Here is a 15,374-nt window from a genome sequence, read left to right as displayed (position 1 = left end):
GACGGGGTCGGCGGAGGGGAAGGGACGCCGACCGCCACCGGTGCCCACGGCCCGCGAAGAGGAGGAACAACCGTCATGACCACCGCGATCGACGGTCCAGTCGTCGAGCTGGAGATCGGCGGGATGACCTGCGCCTCGTGCGCCGCCCGCGTCGAGAAGAAGCTCAACCGCATGGAGGGGGTCACCGCCACCGTCAACTACGCCACCGAGCGGGCGCAGGTGACGCTCGCGGAGGACAGCGGCGTGGCCACCGCCGACCTGATCGCCACGGTGGAGAAGACCGGCTACACCGCGGCGGTGCCCCTGCCGCCCGCTCCGGAACCGCCCGCCGACGCCACCGGGGCCGGTGCCGGCCCGGAAGCGGCGGACGCGCCGCTCGCCGCCCTGCGGCAGCGGCTGCTGGTCTCCCTGGCGCTCTCCGTGCCCGTCGTCCTGATGGCGATGGTGCCGGCGCTCCAGTTCACCAACTGGCAGTGGCTGTCCCTCACTTTGACCGCCCCGGTGGTGGCCTACGGGGCCTGGCCGTTCCACCGGGCCGCCTGGACCAATCTGCGGCACGGCGCGGCCACCATGGACACCCTGATCTCGCTGGGCACCCTCGCCGCCTTCGGCTGGTCGCTGTGGGCGCTGTTCTTCGGGACGGCCGGGATGCCCGGCATGACCCACCCGTTCGAGCTGACCATCGCCCGGACCGACGGCGCCGGCAACATCTACCTGGAGGCCGCCGCCGGCGTCACCACCTTCATCCTGGCCGGCCGGTACTTCGAGGCCCGCGCCAAGCGGAAGGCCGGCGCCGCCCTGCGCGCCCTGCTGGAACTGGGCGCCAAGGACGTGGCGGTGCTCCGCGGCGGGACCGAGGTCCGGATCCCGGTCGACGGGCTGCGGGTGGGCGACCGCTTCGTCGTCCGCCCCGGGGAGAAGATCGCCACCGACGGCCGGGTGGCGGAGGGCTCCTCCGCGGTGGACGCCTCGATGCTGACCGGCGAGTCCGTCCCCGTGGAGGTCGCCCCCGGCGACACCGTCACCGGCGCCACGGTCAACGCCGGCGGCCGGCTGGTCGTCGAGGCGACCCGGATCGGCGCGGACACCCAACTGGCCCGGATGGCCAGGCTGGTGGAGGACGCGCAGAACGGCAAGGCGGCCGCGCAGCGGCTCGCCGACCGGATCTCCGCGGTCTTCGTCCCCGTCGTCATCGTGCTGGCGCTGGCCACCCTCGGCCTCTGGCTGGGCACCGGCCACGGCGCGGTCGCCGCGTTCACCGCCGCGGTCGCGGTACTGATCATCGCCTGCCCGTGCGCGCTGGGACTGGCCACGCCGACGGCCCTGATGGTCGGCACCGGGCGCGGCGCCCAACTGGGCATCCTGCTCAAGGGCCCCGAGGTGCTGGAGACCACCCGCACCGTCGACACCGTCGTCCTGGACAAGACCGGCACCGTCACCACCGGGGCGATGACGCTCACCGGCGTCCACCTCGCCGACGGGGTGGACCGCGCGCGGGCGCTGCGCCTGGCCGGCGCGCTGGAGCACTCCTCCGAGCACCCCGTCGCCCGCGCCGTCGCCACCGCCGCCCTGGAGGCCGAGCCGGCCGGCGCCCTGCCGGTCCCCGAGGACTTCGCCAACGTCCCCGGCCTGGGCGTGCGCGGCTCCGTCGAGGGGCACGCCGTGCTGGTCGGCCGGGAGCGGCTGCTCGTGGACCGCGGCCAGCCGCTGCCGCCGGCCCTGGCCGCCGCGAAGGACGAGGCCGAGCGGGCCGGGCACACCGCGGTCGCGGTCGGCTGGGACGGCGCGGCCCGCGCGGTGCTGGTGGTCTCCGACGCGGTCAAGCCGACCAGCGCCGAGGCGGTCCGCCGGCTGCGCGCGCTGGGCCTGACCCCGGTGCTGCTGACCGGCGACAACCGGGCCGTCGCCGAGTCGGTCGCCGCGGAGGTCGGCATCGACGAGGTGATCGCCGAGGTCCTGCCGGAGGACAAGGTGGCCGTCGTCGAGCGCCTCCAGGCCGAGGGCCGCTCGGTCGCCATGGTCGGCGACGGCGTCAACGACGCGGCCGCGCTGGCCCGCGCCGACCTGGGCCTGGCGATGGGCACCGGCACCGACGCCGCCATCGAGGCCGGCGACCTCACCCTCGTCCGCGGCGACCTGCGCGTGGCGGCGGACGCCATCCGGCTCGCCCGAGCCACCCTCGGCACCATCCGCGCCAACCTCTTCTGGGCGTTCGGCTACAACGTCGCCGCGCTGCCGCTGGCCGCCGCGGGCCTGCTCAACCCCATGATCGCGGGCGCCGCGATGGCCTTCTCCTCGGTCTTCGTGGTGGGCAACAGCCTCCGCCTGCGCCGCTTCCGCGCCCTGTCCTGAGCGCCCGTCGTCCCCCTGCGGCCCCGGCCGCGCCGCGCACTTCGCCGTCGCGGCCGCAGGGGTCGCCGGGGCCGACACGCGTCGGAAGCCTCCAGTTCTCAGCGCCGAACGTTGGCGGTTCGCACACCCGTCCGCCGCCCCCCGACCGGCAAGACTGTCCGGGTACCGCCCGCTCCACGTACCCCAGAGGACCTCATGACCGGGTCGCGCATCCTGGCCCTCGGCCATTACCAGCCCTCCCGCGTGCTCACCAACGACGACCTCGCCGGGATCGTCGACACCGACGACGCCTGGATCCGCAGCCGCGTCGGCATCCGCACCCGCCATGTCGCCGCCCCGGACGAGACGGTGGACGCGATGGCGGCCGCGGCCGCGGAGAAGGCGCTGGCCGCCGCCGGCCTGGCCGCCGCGGACATCGACCTGGTGCTGGTCGCCACCTGCACCGCCACCGACCGCAGCCCCAACACCGCGGCCCGGGTCGCCGCCCGTCTGGACATGGCCGCGCCGGCCACGATGGACCTCAACGTCGTCTGTGCCGGCTTCACCCACGCGCTGGCCACCGCCGACCACGCCATCCGGGCCGGCTCGGCGACGAACGCCCTGGTCATCGGGGCGGAGAAGTTCACCGACGTGGTCGACTGGACCGACCGCTCCACCTGCGTCCTGGTCGGGGACGGCGCCGCCGCCGCGGTGGTCACCGCCGCGCCCGACCCCGGGATCAGCCCGGTCCTGTGGGGCTCGGTCCCGCAGATGGGCAACGCGGTCCGCATCGAGGGCGACCCGCCCCGCTTCTCCCAGGAGGGGCAGACCGTCTACCGCTGGGCCACCACGCAGCTCCCGGCCATCGCCCGCCAGGTCTGCGACCGGGCCGGGCTGCGCCCCGAGGAGCTGGCCGGCGTCGTCCTGCACCAGGCCAACCTGCGGATCATCGAGCCGGTCGCGGAGCGCCTCGGCGCGGTCAACGCCGTGGTCGCCCGCGACGTCGTCGACTCCGGCAACACCTCGGCCGCCTCGGTCCCGCTCGCCCTCGCCAAGCTGGTGGACCGCCGCGAGGTGCCGGCCGGCGCACCGGTGCTGCTCTTCGCCTTCGGCGGCAACCTCTCGTACGCCGGCCAGGTCGTCCACTGCCCCTGACGGGCCCGGCGGCGGCCCGGCCCCGGCGGCGTCCGATTCGTTCAAGACGGCCGCCGCCGGCCGCTCCTACGCTCGCCGCCATGAACACCGCACCCGTACCCCGCCTCGACGCGATCGGCCTGGTCGTGGCCGACCTGGCCGCCTCCCTGGCGTTCTACCGCCGGCTGGGCGTCGCCGTCCCCGAGGCCGCCGGCCCCGCCCCGCACGTCGAGGCGCGGCTCCCCGGCGGCCTCCGGCTGATGTGGGACACCCACGAGACCGCCCGCGCCCTCGACCCCGCCTGGACGCCGCCCCCGCCCGGTACGCACACCGGCCTCGCCTTCGCCTGTAGGGACGCCGCCCACGTCGACGCCGTGTACGCGGAACTCACCGCCGCCGGGCATACGGGCGAGCGGGAGCCCTGGGACGCCGACTGGGGCCAGCGTTACGCCGTCGTGCGGGACCCCGACGGGCGCGGCGTCGACCTCTTCGCCGCTCCGGCCTGACCGTGCGGGCCGTCCCCGTCCCGTCCGGCCGGAGCAGGGACGGGGACGGGGACGGCCCGGCCGTGGGTCAATCGGTGTCCTGCGGGTGCTCCTCCAGGTACATCACGCCGCAGGTGCGGCAGAACGGCTGGGCCTCGGCCGTCCCCCACTTGCCGGCCGACTGGGTGGCGGCCGCCGGGGCCAGCGGCTGACCGCACATCGCGACGGTCGCGCCCACCCGGGTCATGTGCCACTTCCTGACCGGTGTGTCCTCGTGCGGCAGCACGCCCTCCGCATACTCAGCGCGCATCTCATGCTCCATGGCAGGTGCACCTCCTACCGCCCACCATGCGCCGCCGCTCCCCGCCCCACAACGCCAGCCCACCCGCCCGGAGCAGGCACGACCCGGCCCCGGCCGGTGGGACGGGGCCGTCGGACCGGCCCTAGAACACCGACCAGCCGGTGAGCGTCGTGAAGTGGTCCAGCGCCGCCATCCCGGCCACGGAGTTCCCCCGGGCGTCCAGCCCCGGGCTCCACACACACAGTGTGCAGCGGCCCGGCACCACGGCCACGATGCCGCCGCCCACCCCGCTCTTCGCCGGCAGGCCCACCCGGTAGGCGAACTCGCCGGCCGCGTCGTACGTGCCGCAGGTCAGCATCACCGCGTTGATCCGCTTGGCCTCGCGCGCCTCCAGCAGCCGGCTGCCGTCGGCCCGCAGCCCGTGCCGGGCCAGGAAGCCGCCGGCCACCGCGAGGTCCCGGCAGGACATCTCGATCGAGCACTGCCAGAAATAGTGCTCGATGACGCTCGGGACGGGGTTCTCCAGATTGCCGAACGACGCCATGAAGTGCGCCAGCGCCGCGTTGCGGTCCCCGTGGTCGGCCTCCGAGCCGGCCACCGCCTGGTCGAACGCCAGCTCCGGGTTGCCGCTCTCGGCCTGTAGGAACTCCAGCATCGAGGTGCTGGCGTCACCGGTCATGGTCAGCAGCCGGTCCGTCACCACCAGCGCGCCGGCGTTGATGAAAGGATTCCGCGGAATGCCGTTCTCCCACTCCAGCTGCACCAGGGAGTTGAACGGCGTCCCCGAGGGCTCGCGCCCGACCCGTTGCCAGATGTCGTCGTCCCCGTGGGACCCGGCCATCACCAGCGCCAGCGAGAACGCCTTGGAGATCGACTGGACCGAGAACGGTATCCCCCAGTCACCGGTCCCGTACACCTCGCCGTTGATGTCCGCCACCGCGATCCCGAAGCGGTCGGGAGGCACTTCCGCCAGCGCGGGAATGTAGTCGGCGACGTGCCCGCGCCCCACGAACGGCCTCGCATAGGCCGCTACCTCCTCGAGAACGGCCTGGTAGTCCATACCGGACACGCTATCCCGGCCCGAGGAGCGCCCCCATCGGAGCCCCCGCGAGCGACTTCACCTCGCGTGCCAGATGGGCCTGGTCCGCGTAGCCGGCGCGCGCCGCGACCTCGGCGTAGGAGACGCCGGCGCGGGCCAGTTCCAGCGCCCGCACCAGCCGCAGCACCCGGCCCAGCGTCTTCGGCCCGTACCCGAAGACCGTCAGGCTGTGCCGGTGCAGCCGCCGTTCGCCCATCCCGGCCAGGCGGGCCACCTCCGCCACCGGGCGACCGCGCCCGAGCCGGGACACGATCGCCGCGGTCCGGCCGTCCCGGCCGGGCAGCTCGCCCGGGGCCCCGTCCCCGGGAGCCCACCGCCCGGCCGCCCGCAGCGCGTCCCGCGCGGCCTCCTCCAGCACCGCCCCGGGGGCGCCGGCCGCCGCCCGCTCCGCCAGTTCCCGGGCCCGCCGGTCGCCCCACAGGTCCGCCAACGGCACCCGCCGGTCGCGCAGTTCATGGGCCGGCACCCCGAAGACCGCCGGTCCCTGCCCGGGCGCGAACCGCAGCCCCACCCAGCGCGTCCCGGCCGGCACCGCGCCGCCGGGCGCCTGCGGCCCGGTGTCCGGCCCGGCCACCAGCAGCCGCCCCGCGCCCCAGATCAGGTCCGTGCAGCCGTCGGGCAGCACCGGCCGCGCGCCGGGCACCGTGGTGGTGCGCCAGAGCACCGCCCCCGGCAGCCGCGAGGCCCGCTCCGCGTACGGTCCCGGAGCGGCCCGGCCGCCGTCCGCCCCGGCTGCGCCAACCGGCTCACCCATGTCGCGCTCCTCGCCCACATCCCCCAGCCTGGCACGGGAACCCCACGGCCGTCCCCGCCGTTGATCCCGTACGCAACCGACACCGACCGGGCCCAGCGGCCCGCACGCCAGGGAGGCAGCAATGTCAGGGTTTCTCGACCGCGCCAAGGAGCAGGCGAAGCAGGGTCTGGCCCAAGGCAAGCAGAAGGTCGACGAGTTGCAGCAGCAGCGCGCGGGCAACGACCTGCTGAGGAAGCTCGGCGCGGCCTACTACGCCGAGCGCCGCGGCAGCGGCACCCCCGATGCCACCCAGAGCGCCCTCACCGCCCTTGAGGCCCACATCAGCGCCCACGGCGACGGCTTCCTCCACGGCTGACGGCCCGCCGGCCCGCCGCACCCCCGTCCCCACCCTTCCCCGGCTCCCTCCCCACTCCCCTGTGACCCACCCCGATCCCCGGTCCCCCGATCCCCGGACACTCCGCCCCCGTCTCCCCTCCCCGCTCCAGGAGGTCGACGACGCGCCCTTCGCCCGCCGCGGCGTCCGCCTGCTGCTCAAGCGGGACGACCTCATCCACCCCGCCCTCCCGGGCAACAAGTGGCGCAAGCTGGCGCCCAATCTGCGGGCCGCGGCCGAGGCGGGCGACCGCGCGCTGCTCACCTTCGGCGGCGCGTACTCCAACCACCTGCGCGCCACGGCCGCCGCCGGCCGGCTGCTCGGCCTGGCCACCGTCGGGGTGGTCCGCGGCGACGAGCTGGCCGGCGGCCCGCTCAACTGGTCGCTGACCCGCTGTGTTGCCGACGGCATGCGGCTGCACTTCGTCGACCGCGCCACCTACCGCCGCAAGACCGACCCGGACGTCCTGGCCGCCCTCCACGACCGCTTCGGCGCCTTCCGGCTCATACCGGAGGGCGGCAGCAACGCCCTGGCCGCACAGGGCTGCACGGAGCTGGGCCGCGAGCTGCGCGGGCACGCGGACACCGTCGCGGTGGCCTGCGGCACCGGCGGCACCCTGGCCGGGCTCGCCGCCGGCCTCGACCCCGGTCAGCGGGCGCTGGGCGTCCCCGTCCTCAAGGGCGGCAGCCCGCACTTCCTCCACGAGACCGTCGCCGACCTCCAGCGGGCGGCCTTCGGCGGCGTCCGCGGCGACTGGTCGCTGGCGGAGGACTTCCACTGCGGCGGCTACGCCCGCCGCACCCCCGAACTGGACGCGTTCGCCGACGCCTTCGAGGAGCGGCACGGCCTGCCCGTCGAGCGGGTCTACGTCGCCAAGCTGCTGCTCGCCCTGACCACCCTGGCCGAGCGGGGCGCCTTCCCCTCCGGGAGCACCGTCGCCGCCGTCGTCACCGGTACCCCGTAGGCACCGGGCGCGGCGTCCGGGTCACGGCGTGCCCTCCCGGTAGGCCGTCGCCTCCTCCAGGTCCAGCCGCCGCAGCAGCGTCCGCATCATCTCGTCGTCGATCCGCCGGGCGTCCCGCAGCTCGACGAAGACCCGCCGCTCGGCATCGATCATCTCCCGGGCCAGCCGCCGGTAGGTGTCGTCGGCGGACTCCCCGGTCACCTCGTTGACCGCGCCGAGCCGCTCCCAGACCGCGTTGCGGCGCCGCTCCAGGACGGTGCGCAGCCGGTCGGCGAGCGGCCCCGGGAGGGCGTTGCGCCCGTCCTGGAGCAGGGCGTCCAGCCGGGCCTCGGCGGCCCGCGACGCCTCGTTCTGGGCCTGTGCCTCGGCCAGCGTCTCGGCCTCGGCGTCCCGGGCGGGCAGGCGCAGCGCCCGGATCAGCGGCGGCAGCGTCAGCCCCTGGACGACCAGGGTGCCGATGACGGTGGTGAAGGTCAGGAAGAGCACCAGGGTGCGGGCCGGGAAGGGGCCGCCGTCGCGCACCGTCATCGGGATGGAGAAGGCGATGGCCAGCGAGACCACCCCGCGCATCCCGGCCCAGCCGACGACGACCGGCGCCTTCCAGGTGGTGTCCGGTTCGCGGTCCCGGATCCGGGCCGACAGCAGCCGCGGCAGGTACGTCGCGGGGAAGACCCACACATAGCGCGCCAGCACCACGACGCCGAACACCAGCACCGCGTACCCGAGGGCCTGGGCCGTGCCGAACTCCCCCAGGCCGCGCAGCACGACCGGCAGTTGCAGCCCGATCAGCGCGAAGACCGCGGACTCCAGCACGAACGAGACCATCTTCCCCACGGCCTCCTCCTGGAGCCGGGTCTCGAAGTCGACCTGCCAGGAGCGGTGCCCCAGGTAGAGGCCGACGACCACGACGGCGAGCACCCCGGAGGCCCCGACCTGCTCGGCGGCGGCGTACGCGGTGAACGGGATGAGCAGCGAGAGGGTGTTCTCCAGGAGCGCCGACTCCCGCAGCCGGCGGCGGAGCCAGTGCAGCGGCACCATCAGCACCAGGCCGACCCCGACGCCGCCCAGGGACGCCACGACGAACTCCTTCAGCCCCGCGCCCCAGGTGGCGCCGGTGCCCAGCGCGGCGGCCAGCGCCACCTTGTACGCGGTGATCGCGGTGGCGTCGTTGACCAGCGACTCGCCCTGCAGGATCGTCGTGATCCGGTGCGGCAGGCCCAGTCTGCGGGCGATCGCGGTGGCCGCGACGGCGTCCGGCGGCGCGACGACGGCACCCAGCACGAGCGCGGCGGTCAGCGGCAGGCCGGGCACGACCAGGTAGGCCGCGTATCCGACGGCGAGCGTCGCGAACAGCACATAGCCGACGGAGAGCAGCCCCACCGGCCGCAGGTTGGCCCGCAGGTCCAGGTAGGAGGCTTCCAGGGCGGCGGTGTGCAGCAGCGGGGGCAGCAGCAGCGGCAGCACGATGTGCGGGTTGAGGGTGTAGTCCGGGATTCCGGGGATGTACGAGGCGCCGAGCCCCGCGGCGACCAACAGCAGCGGCGCCGGCACCGGAGTGCGCCGCGCCAGCCCGGCGACCCCCGCACTGCCCGCGACCAGCAGCAACAGCGGCATCACGTTCACACCCGCACCGTCCCCGACTTCCCCCGCCGGCCGTCCCGGCGATCTAACCTGGCCATCATGAGCGAGTGCAGCGAGCGAGTCATGGAAGGGTGCCCGCCTCGCACGTGCGCGGCCGAGCGGATCGGGGTTGCGGCATGAAGGAGTGCACGCACGTACACGCGCTCCCGCAGGGCGAGCCGACCCCGCTGAGCGAGACGTGCCTGGAGTGCCTGGCCGCCGGCAGCCACCCGGTGCAGCTGCGGCTCTGCCTGGCGTGCGGGCACGTCGGCTGCTGCGACTCCTCGCCGTACCGGCACGCCACCGGACACTACGAGCAGACCGGCCACCCGGTGATGCGGTCCTTCGAACCAGGTGCGTCGTGGCGCTGGTGCTTCGTCGACGAGACGCTGGTCTGAGCCGGGCCCACGGGATCCGACGGACCCCCGCGGGGCGGCGCGGAGGTCCGGTCTAGCCTTGCGGCATGATCCGCGAAGCCACGCCCGACGACGTCCCCGTCATCCTCGCCATGATCGGCGAACTGGCCGCCTACGAGCGGGCCCCGGAGGCCGCGCAGGCCACCGAACCACAGCTGAAGGAGGCGCTGTTCGGCCCGCAGCCGGCCGCCTTCGCGCTGATCGCCGAGGACGCCGGCGAGCCGGTCGGCTTCGCTCTGTGGTTCCGGAACTTCTCGACGTGGACGGGCACGCACGGTGTCTATCTGGAGGACCTGTACGTCCGCCCCGAGGCGCGCGGCGGCGGCCACGGCAAGGCGCTGCTGGCGGCCCTCGCCCGGATCTGCGTGGACCGCGGCTACCGGCGTTTCGAGTGGTCGGTCCTGGACTGGAATTTGTCTGCCATCGGATTCTACAAGTCGCTCGGCGCCCTCCCCCAAGAGGAGTGGACGACGTACCGCCTCACGGGTGACGCCCTGGGCAGGCTGGCCAGCGAGGCATAGCTCTCCATTTATCAGCACGGTTCAGAAGCCCCGCCCGCAGGGCCGCAGAGCAGCGGGCGGACGGGGCCGGTTGAAGCGGGTCAGTCCTCGTTGGGCGGAATGATGAAGCCTCGCGTGGGACCGGCCTGCGGCTTCCCAGGGGGCTCGGGATTGGCCTCCCGGAACTTCGCCACGACGGCCGCCAGGGCGTCAGCGGTGGTGTCCCTGCGTCGGGTCGAGTCAGCGCTGTCGTACACACGCCAGTCGCCAGCCGCGTGCTCCGGGTCTTCCGGCGCGACGACTCCCGGGATGCCGAGCCGCCGGAGCGTGACATCCACCAGGCGGGCCTCTTCCGCGTTCATGAACTCACCCTTCCATCGTGCGTCCGGGGAGCCTAGTCACCGTCGCCACCATGCGTGGCACAGTTTCCAGGGTTGATCGGGCCGCAGCCTCCCGGCTTGGGGGTGTGGGAGCAGTTGGCCGCCACGGGGACCAGGGCTTCGGTCGGCCCCGTCCACAGGTCGCGGTCCACCTGGTGTCCGGCTTCCTCGATCAGGGCCACCGTGCGCGTGAGCGCCTGCGGGTCGTGGCGTTGGGCGTCGGGTCGCTCCGGGTAGTGGTGCACGAACCGCCCCAGCCCTTCGCACAGCTTGGCGTACGGCCCGGTGTGCAGGATCAGTGCGTGCCAGCCCTCGTCCACCACGTTGGACGGCGTGATCCTCATAGTGGGGAACTTGGCCGCCGTGTGAACGAACTTCAGCGCTTCCGTGCTGATCCGGACCGCCGTAGCCTCGTCCATGCCGGGGTTGTTGTCGCGAACCGTTGCGACGACACCCCCGAACGCGGCAGGGGTGAGTAACGCGCGTACGTCTCGCATGTGCGTGCCTCCTTGTTGTGGTTCACCGATGGCCCGTCCCGGCTGCTGACCTGCCAGGGCTTCCGGCAGCCGGGCGGGCGTCTGGGTGCTTCGGCTGTCCTGGGTGCCGAAGCGGGTGCCCTCACCGCCCAGGGCGGCACCCCGGTAAAGGGGCGGACCGGAGCCGGAGCCTGAGCGCGTCCACTCAGGCCGGGCACGTCTGCCCGTGCTCGAAGGCTTGCCGATCGGGGGACTTCCGGCCGCCCGCCGCAGGGCAGTTGGGCCGGCGTATTCGGCCAGGGGAAGCGGTCCGGCGACGTTCACAACGGTTCGCCGTGCCCCCGGCGGTGATTCCTGATCTCCCGAGCAGCGGCGCAGGCAGATGCCCAATCGTTCCGCTTCCGGGCCTGGCTCCGCTGGAAGTCCAGAGCGGCGCACACCTTGCAGCTCGGCGCCGGGACGCCGTCCAACAGCCAGGCGTCCAGGTGGAGTTCCACAGGTGGTTGGCTGTACCGAATCGGGTTGCTCATGGCTTCTCGCCGTCCCCTCGCGTGTCGGTGCACGGAGCATCCCGCCGCCCAGTGACACGCCGTAGGGGCATTCCTAGGGGCAAGTGGGCTGCCAGTGGGGATTGGTGATCCACCTAGTGGCACTTGTAGGGGCACCATGGGGGCATGGCCATCGGGGAACTAATCACGGACCTCCGGAAAGCGCGCAGCTGGTCGCAGGGACGGCTGGCGTCAGCGATCAACGATGCCTTCGGCACGAATCTGGACCGGGAGTACATCAGCCGCTGGGAGCGTTCCAAGGTGACACCGGGGCCGTTCTACCTCCGGTGCCTCTCGGCCGTCCTCGACGTGCCCCTAGCCGTGCTGGAGGGTGAAGTGAAGCGACGTAAGTTCTTGTCCGATGCGGCGGCGACCGCCATAGCGCCTCTCGTGGCCTCTGACCTCCTGACCGCAGGGTTCAGTGCCCGACTCGCTGGCGGGCCTTCAGGAGACGACTGGGAAGACAAGCTGGCCACCTACGGAACCGAGTACATGAGTCTCGGCGCCGCCGACATTCAGCGACGGGTCTCCGGTGAACTCGTCGTCGTCCAACAACAACTGGACAACCCGCACCTCTGGTCCGTGGCCTCCCGCCTCATGACCCTCTACGCCAAGACGTTCCCCGGCTCCGACGGCTCCAAGGCCGTGAACTGGTACCGCATGGCCGCCAGGGCCGCCGACCAATCCGGGGACGATCAGGCTCGGGTGTGGGTCCGGGGGCGTGCGGCCATCGCACTCGGGTACGAGGGCGCCTCCCTCGGAGTCGCGGACGTACTCGCCGATCAGGCAATGGCCATCAGCGACAAGCCGTCGCTGGGGCTCCTCAACGCCATCATGGGCAAGGCCCATGCGGCGGCGATCCGTGGCGACCACGCAACGGCGCGGAAGTTGATGGACCAGGGACGCCACGCCTTCGACAAGGCCGCGTCGTACGAACAGACCTCGGACTACGCCGTTCCGTGGTGGCGCATGAACGTCTTCGTCTCGCTGCTGGCCGCGCGGCTCGGAGACGAGGGCACAGCGGTAGCGGCGCAGGACGCGGCGCGAAGGGAACTGCCCGCCACATTGCCCCGGTTCGCAACACACCTTGAGATGCACCGGGGGCTCATGCTCGCCCGCTCGGGAGACAAGGCTGGAGGCGCAGCGTACGCGAGGGGTGCCCTGAACGCCTTGCCACCCGAAAAGCACTCACTTACGTTGCGGCTCCTCATGGCGGAAGTAGAAGCTGCCTAATCGCAAGAAGGCACATTGGGCAGGCTCCGCAAATTCTTCCGGGCTTGGGCTGAAACGTGCGTTAGTAGCGCTTGAGCCCTGCCGTTTATTAGGCATCTCTGTAGGTCAACCGCCGAGTGTGGTGCACTCGGCCCCCTCTGACGACCTTGGAACCCGTACAGATTCCGAGCCGCTATCACGCTTCGGTCTTCCGTCCAGCCCAGAGGGGGATACCCCCAGGGCTTGCTTGTCAACTGCCCTGGTGGGTATCCGTGTTCTCGCGTCCAGTGCAATTGATGTCAGCCAGCATTACCTGTTGTAAGCCGCAACGGCACCTAGAATCACCAAGGCCACGAAGAACATTGCAACGCAGCCACATGCGGCGCTCCCTGCTTCCGCGATGAGCCCCTTAGGCTTCGGCCGCGTCCTCTCGTAATCCTGAATCCCCCGTGCCACGGCACGCCTGATCTCGTCTTCGTTCACGAGATTGCCCCCTGGTCGCTCAGCGTGGTTCGAACAGCTTCGGACAACCTACCCGAGGCGATGCCGGCGGAACGCCTTTACGGTGGACCTGCGTTGGGGCGAGCGAGCAAGCACCTTCCACTCGCCGGTGGACCGGTCAGGTTCTGGACCTGCCCCAATGTTGTTGGCTCAGCCCAGCTCCCCCGGATGCCGCCCCTCCGGCCTCCACCTAGACACCCGCCTCCACCTGGCCGCCGCGCCCTCCGCGCTGGACTTCCGCGCGTGATGCCACCGGCACAGAGCCTGAAGGTTCGCCGGGTCGTGATCGTCGCCCGGGATGAAAGGGAGGGAGCCGAGCCCATGGCGGATTCGGCTCCCTTTCCTTTACGCCTTGTTGAGGCTGATTCTCTGGATAGCCGCCGGATGCGGGAAGGCGTGTGCCGCTCGCATGGTGGCCTTGATGGCTACCTGGTCCCGCGTAAACCTGGCGTGCTTGGAAACGTCCAGGGTCACGTCGCGGCGCATGACAACCATCACCCGGTCCCGGGGAACCGCCCAGACGGTTCCGGCGGTCACCGCGTTGGAGACGTACATCGGAACGCCCAACACCGTGCGTCGCGTCGGCGCGGTCGGATCGGAACCCAGCAGCGGAACGTTGCTGTCCTTGGTCTGCTTGAGCTTGCCCAAAGTCAGGGCGTCTGCCGGATTCGCCGCGAACGCCGTGATGGTGGCGCCCACGTCCTCAGCACGGTTGATGGCCTCCTGGAACGCGTCCAGGTTGGTGAACTTGGCCCCAGCGTCCACGATGCCCACGCCGTCCACGGCCTCCAGGCCCGCCGGGTTCGGGGCGGAGAGGGCACCGAAGAACGAGCGGTCCAGGGCCCCGGCGATCGAGCGGGCCAGCCCATCTCCCACGAGCTTCTGCGCGTCCGGGTCGCTGTCCTCCGCCAGTTCGGACGACACGATGGACAGACCCGCGCACTTGGCGGGGACGACCTCCAGCTCTCCCAGCATGGCGTCAGTGGGGGCTATCTCTTCCCCCTCCGCCACGAACGAGGCGCCCGCGTCGGTGTGGACGATCGGGATATGAACCTTGGTGCTGCTCGTCTTCAGCGTGCTGGCGACCTGGAGGGCGACGCTTTCCCGTTCCACGGGCTGGACGATCAGCGGGCCGTAGTCGTCGGGGGTGATGCCTGCTACGCCGGGAGTGGTAGTCAGAAGAGACAAGTAGTTGTCCTTGCTTGGTAGTTGAGGTGATCAGAGTGCGGAGCGGAACAGGCCGTCCCAGGTGGCCCGGCGCTCCTCGGACGGGGTGAGGCCCCCGCGCCCGATGCCAGGCGGGTTGTGGGCCGTATGCATGGCCTGGTTGATGGCGCACGCCACGGCTTCCAGGCGGTCCGCAGGGAAGTCTTCGGGGAGAGCCTGGACGATCTCCTGCGTCACGTAGTGGTATCGGCGTACAACGGCCACCATGGCGTCCGCGCGGTCCCGCTCGGCCCTCTCGGCCGCCAGGCGGTCCCGCTCCTCCTCCAGCTCCCGGACACGCCCCTGGAGCGCTTCCGTCTCAGGTGCTGTGCCGCCGTCTGCGGGGTCCTGTGCAGTCTCGGATGCCGCCAGGGTCGCAACTGCTTCCGAAGCCGCCAGGGAGGCGCCTGCAGTCGTCTCGGTCTGCTCAGACACCGCCGTGGTGCACCTCGTTCGCCGTGGAGTAGATCGGGCGCATGGCGAACTTGGCCTCTGCCTCCGTAATGCCGCCGTTGTTGAAGGCGTTGCGGACTACTTCGCCAAGGTCCTTCGCGACCTTCTCCCGTACGGCGGAAACTTCCGAAATACCGGCATGGTCGGCATCTTCGCGTGCGAGATCCAGGGCGGCGCAAAGGGCAGCGAGGACCCGCCGGGTCAGATTGATGCGGTCAAAAATCACGGTTCCTCCAGGGGGAGTTCTAGGCATGTGAAAACCCCCCGCTCCGGGGGTACCGGAGCGCGAGGTGGGGTGGCCGGTTGGTAGCGCAGAGCGCGCACCCGGACGCCGCCGGATGGAGAACCCCCTACGTAGCGGGGCCCTGCTTCTGAAACCATTTACTGGGGGTCGTGACACCCCCTGCTGGCCCACTAGCTGAGGGCCCGCTGCAGTGGGCAAGCAGGGCACTGTCCTGTGACTCCTGAATAGGCCAGCCGGCCGGAAGTCCCTAGTTCCCTTGTCGGGTGTTCGCCAGAGGGTGTCTCCGGCGCTCCGGCCGAGCAGGGCAAAAAAGTGTCCTTTCTTCAAATCCCTCATATACACGTAAGAGGGTTTGAGAGAGGGTTACTTTTTTGCCC

17 protein-coding genes are annotated in these 15,374 nt (G+C 72.1%); 8 read left to right on the top strand and 9 right to left on the bottom strand.

Annotation, left to right across the window (positions count from 1 at the left end; translation table 11 throughout):
• Positions 1-75 precede the first annotated feature (75 nt).
• From K2224_RS12430 to K2224_RS12420, 3 genes are all read left to right on the top strand, one after another.
• The gene (locus K2224_RS12430) at positions 76-2,352 is read left to right on the top strand and encodes a cation-translocating P-type ATPase (protein ID WP_221906626.1); all 2,277 of its coding nucleotides are present in this window, start codon (positions 76-78) and stop codon (positions 2,350-2,352) included.
• Between the two features lie 195 nt (positions 2,353-2,547).
• Positions 2,548-3,486, top strand: a complete 939-nt coding sequence (locus tag K2224_RS12425) for a beta-ketoacyl-ACP synthase III (protein WP_221906625.1) — start codon at positions 2,548-2,550, stop codon at positions 3,484-3,486.
• Positions 3,487-3,566: 80 nt separating this feature from the next.
• Entirely contained in the window at positions 3,567-3,971 is a 405-nt protein-coding gene (locus K2224_RS12420) for a VOC family protein (RefSeq protein ID WP_221906624.1), read from the top strand.
• Positions 3,972-4,038: 67 nt separating this feature from the next.
• Here the strand turns inward: K2224_RS12420 and K2224_RS12415 are convergent, their stop codons facing one another.
• From K2224_RS12415 to K2224_RS12405, 3 genes are all read right to left on the bottom strand, one after another.
• Positions 4,039-4,272, bottom strand: a complete 234-nt coding sequence (locus K2224_RS12415) for a hypothetical protein (protein WP_221906623.1) — start codon at positions 4,270-4,272, stop codon at positions 4,039-4,041.
• Positions 4,273-4,393: 121 nt separating this feature from the next.
• The gene (locus tag K2224_RS12410; protein ID WP_221906622.1) at positions 4,394-5,311 is read right to left on the bottom strand and encodes a glutaminase; all 918 of its coding nucleotides are present in this window, start codon (positions 5,309-5,311) and stop codon (positions 4,394-4,396) included.
• Positions 5,312-5,321: 10 nt separating this feature from the next.
• Positions 5,322-6,104 (bottom strand): helix-turn-helix domain-containing protein, encoded by a 783-nt coding sequence (locus tag K2224_RS12405; RefSeq protein ID WP_221906621.1) that lies wholly within the window; start codon positions 6,102-6,104, stop codon positions 5,322-5,324.
• Positions 6,105-6,225: 121 nt separating this feature from the next.
• On the opposite strand from K2224_RS12405, the gene K2224_RS12400 reads away from it, so the two are divergent.
• Together K2224_RS12400 and K2224_RS12395 are read left to right on the top strand one after the other, a co-directional pair.
• The gene (locus K2224_RS12400; RefSeq protein ID WP_039632879.1) at positions 6,226-6,459 is read left to right on the top strand and encodes a hypothetical protein; all 234 of its coding nucleotides are present in this window, start codon (positions 6,226-6,228) and stop codon (positions 6,457-6,459) included.
• Between the two features lie 61 nt (positions 6,460-6,520).
• Positions 6,521-7,441, top strand: coding sequence for a 1-aminocyclopropane-1-carboxylate deaminase/D-cysteine desulfhydrase (locus tag K2224_RS12395; RefSeq protein ID WP_221906620.1), 921 nt, complete (start codon positions 6,521-6,523; stop codon positions 7,439-7,441).
• 21 nt (positions 7,442-7,462) lie between these two features.
• On the opposite strand, the gene K2224_RS12390 is transcribed toward K2224_RS12395, so the two are convergent.
• Positions 7,463-9,055 (bottom strand): Na+/H+ antiporter, encoded by a 1,593-nt coding sequence (locus tag K2224_RS12390; protein ID WP_399020020.1) that lies wholly within the window; start codon positions 9,053-9,055, stop codon positions 7,463-7,465.
• Positions 9,056-9,198: 143 nt separating this feature from the next.
• On the opposite strand from K2224_RS12390, the gene K2224_RS12385 reads away from it, so the two are divergent.
• Positions 9,199-9,459, top strand: coding sequence for a UBP-type zinc finger domain-containing protein (locus K2224_RS12385; protein ID WP_221906618.1), 261 nt, complete (start codon positions 9,199-9,201; stop codon positions 9,457-9,459).
• Positions 9,460-9,524: 65 nt separating this feature from the next.
• Positions 9,525-9,998: a GNAT family N-acetyltransferase gene (locus tag K2224_RS12380; RefSeq protein WP_221906617.1), complete on the top strand. Its 474-nt coding sequence runs from the start codon at positions 9,525-9,527 to the stop codon at positions 9,996-9,998.
• A gap of 80 nt (positions 9,999-10,078) precedes the next feature.
• Here the strand turns inward: K2224_RS12380 and K2224_RS12375 are convergent, their stop codons facing one another.
• Positions 10,079-10,339, bottom strand: coding sequence for a hypothetical protein (locus tag K2224_RS12375; RefSeq protein WP_221906616.1), 261 nt, complete (start codon positions 10,337-10,339; stop codon positions 10,079-10,081).
• A gap of 32 nt (positions 10,340-10,371) precedes the next feature.
• Entirely contained in the window at positions 10,372-10,854 is a 483-nt protein-coding gene (locus tag K2224_RS12370) for a hypothetical protein (RefSeq protein WP_221906615.1), read from the bottom strand.
• Positions 10,855-11,507: 653 nt separating this feature from the next.
• Between K2224_RS12370 and K2224_RS12365 the strand changes: the two genes are divergently transcribed.
• Positions 11,508-12,614, top strand: coding sequence for a helix-turn-helix domain-containing protein (locus tag K2224_RS12365; RefSeq protein ID WP_221906614.1), 1,107 nt, complete (start codon positions 11,508-11,510; stop codon positions 12,612-12,614).
• Positions 12,615-13,439: 825 nt separating this feature from the next.
• Here K2224_RS12365 and K2224_RS12360 read toward each other — a convergent pair.
• Genes K2224_RS12360 through K2224_RS12350 form a run of 3 tightly spaced genes read right to left on the bottom strand, consistent with a single transcriptional unit; the run spans position 13,440 to position 14,979 of the window.
• Positions 13,440-14,282: a phage major capsid protein gene (locus K2224_RS12360; RefSeq protein ID WP_221906613.1), complete on the bottom strand. Its 843-nt coding sequence runs from the start codon at positions 14,280-14,282 to the stop codon at positions 13,440-13,442.
• Between the two features lie 30 nt (positions 14,283-14,312).
• The gene (locus K2224_RS12355; protein ID WP_221906612.1) at positions 14,313-14,735 is read right to left on the bottom strand and encodes a hypothetical protein; all 423 of its coding nucleotides are present in this window, start codon (positions 14,733-14,735) and stop codon (positions 14,313-14,315) included.
• The gene (locus K2224_RS12350) at positions 14,728-14,979 is read right to left on the bottom strand and encodes a hypothetical protein (protein WP_221906611.1); all 252 of its coding nucleotides are present in this window, start codon (positions 14,977-14,979) and stop codon (positions 14,728-14,730) included. Before K2224_RS12350 ends, K2224_RS12355 begins: the two co-directional genes overlap by 8 nt.
• Positions 14,980-15,374 lie beyond the last annotated feature (395 nt).

The organism is Streptomyces sp. BHT-5-2, from assembly GCF_019774615.1.
Lineage (GTDB): Bacteria > Actinomycetota > Actinomycetes > Streptomycetales > Streptomycetaceae > Streptomyces.
The sequence above is the reverse complement of the archived record's forward strand: the minus strand, read 5'-3'. Positions and strand labels throughout refer to the sequence as shown.

Coding starts and splice junctions, on each gene's coding strand:
- K2224_RS12365 (WP_221906614.1), top strand. CDS start 11,508: ATGGCCATCGGGGAACTAATCACGGACCTCCGGAAAGCGCGCAGCTGG.
- K2224_RS12410 (WP_221906622.1), bottom strand. CDS start 5,311: ATGGACTACCAGGCCGTTCTCGAGGAGGTAGCGGCCTATGCGAGGCCG.
- K2224_RS12425 (WP_221906625.1), top strand. CDS start 2,548: ATGACCGGGTCGCGCATCCTGGCCCTCGGCCATTACCAGCCCTCCCGC.
- K2224_RS12420 (WP_221906624.1), top strand. CDS start 3,567: ATGAACACCGCACCCGTACCCCGCCTCGACGCGATCGGCCTGGTCGTG.
- K2224_RS12400 (WP_039632879.1), top strand. CDS start 6,226: ATGTCAGGGTTTCTCGACCGCGCCAAGGAGCAGGCGAAGCAGGGTCTG.
- K2224_RS12380 (WP_221906617.1), top strand. CDS start 9,525: ATGATCCGCGAAGCCACGCCCGACGACGTCCCCGTCATCCTCGCCATG.
- K2224_RS12390 (WP_399020020.1), bottom strand. CDS start 9,055: ATGCCGCTGTTGCTGCTGGTCGCGGGCAGTGCGGGGGTCGCCGGGCTG.
- K2224_RS12415 (WP_221906623.1), bottom strand. CDS start 4,272: ATGGAGCATGAGATGCGCGCTGAGTATGCGGAGGGCGTGCTGCCGCAC.
- K2224_RS12375 (WP_221906616.1), bottom strand. CDS start 10,339: ATGAACGCGGAAGAGGCCCGCCTGGTGGATGTCACGCTCCGGCGGCTC.
- K2224_RS12430 (WP_221906626.1), top strand. CDS start 76: ATGACCACCGCGATCGACGGTCCAGTCGTCGAGCTGGAGATCGGCGGG.
- K2224_RS12385 (WP_221906618.1), top strand. CDS start 9,199: ATGAAGGAGTGCACGCACGTACACGCGCTCCCGCAGGGCGAGCCGACC.
- K2224_RS12405 (WP_221906621.1), bottom strand. CDS start 6,104: ATGGGTGAGCCGGTTGGCGCAGCCGGGGCGGACGGCGGCCGGGCCGCT.
- K2224_RS12370 (WP_221906615.1), bottom strand. CDS start 10,854: ATGCGAGACGTACGCGCGTTACTCACCCCTGCCGCGTTCGGGGGTGTC.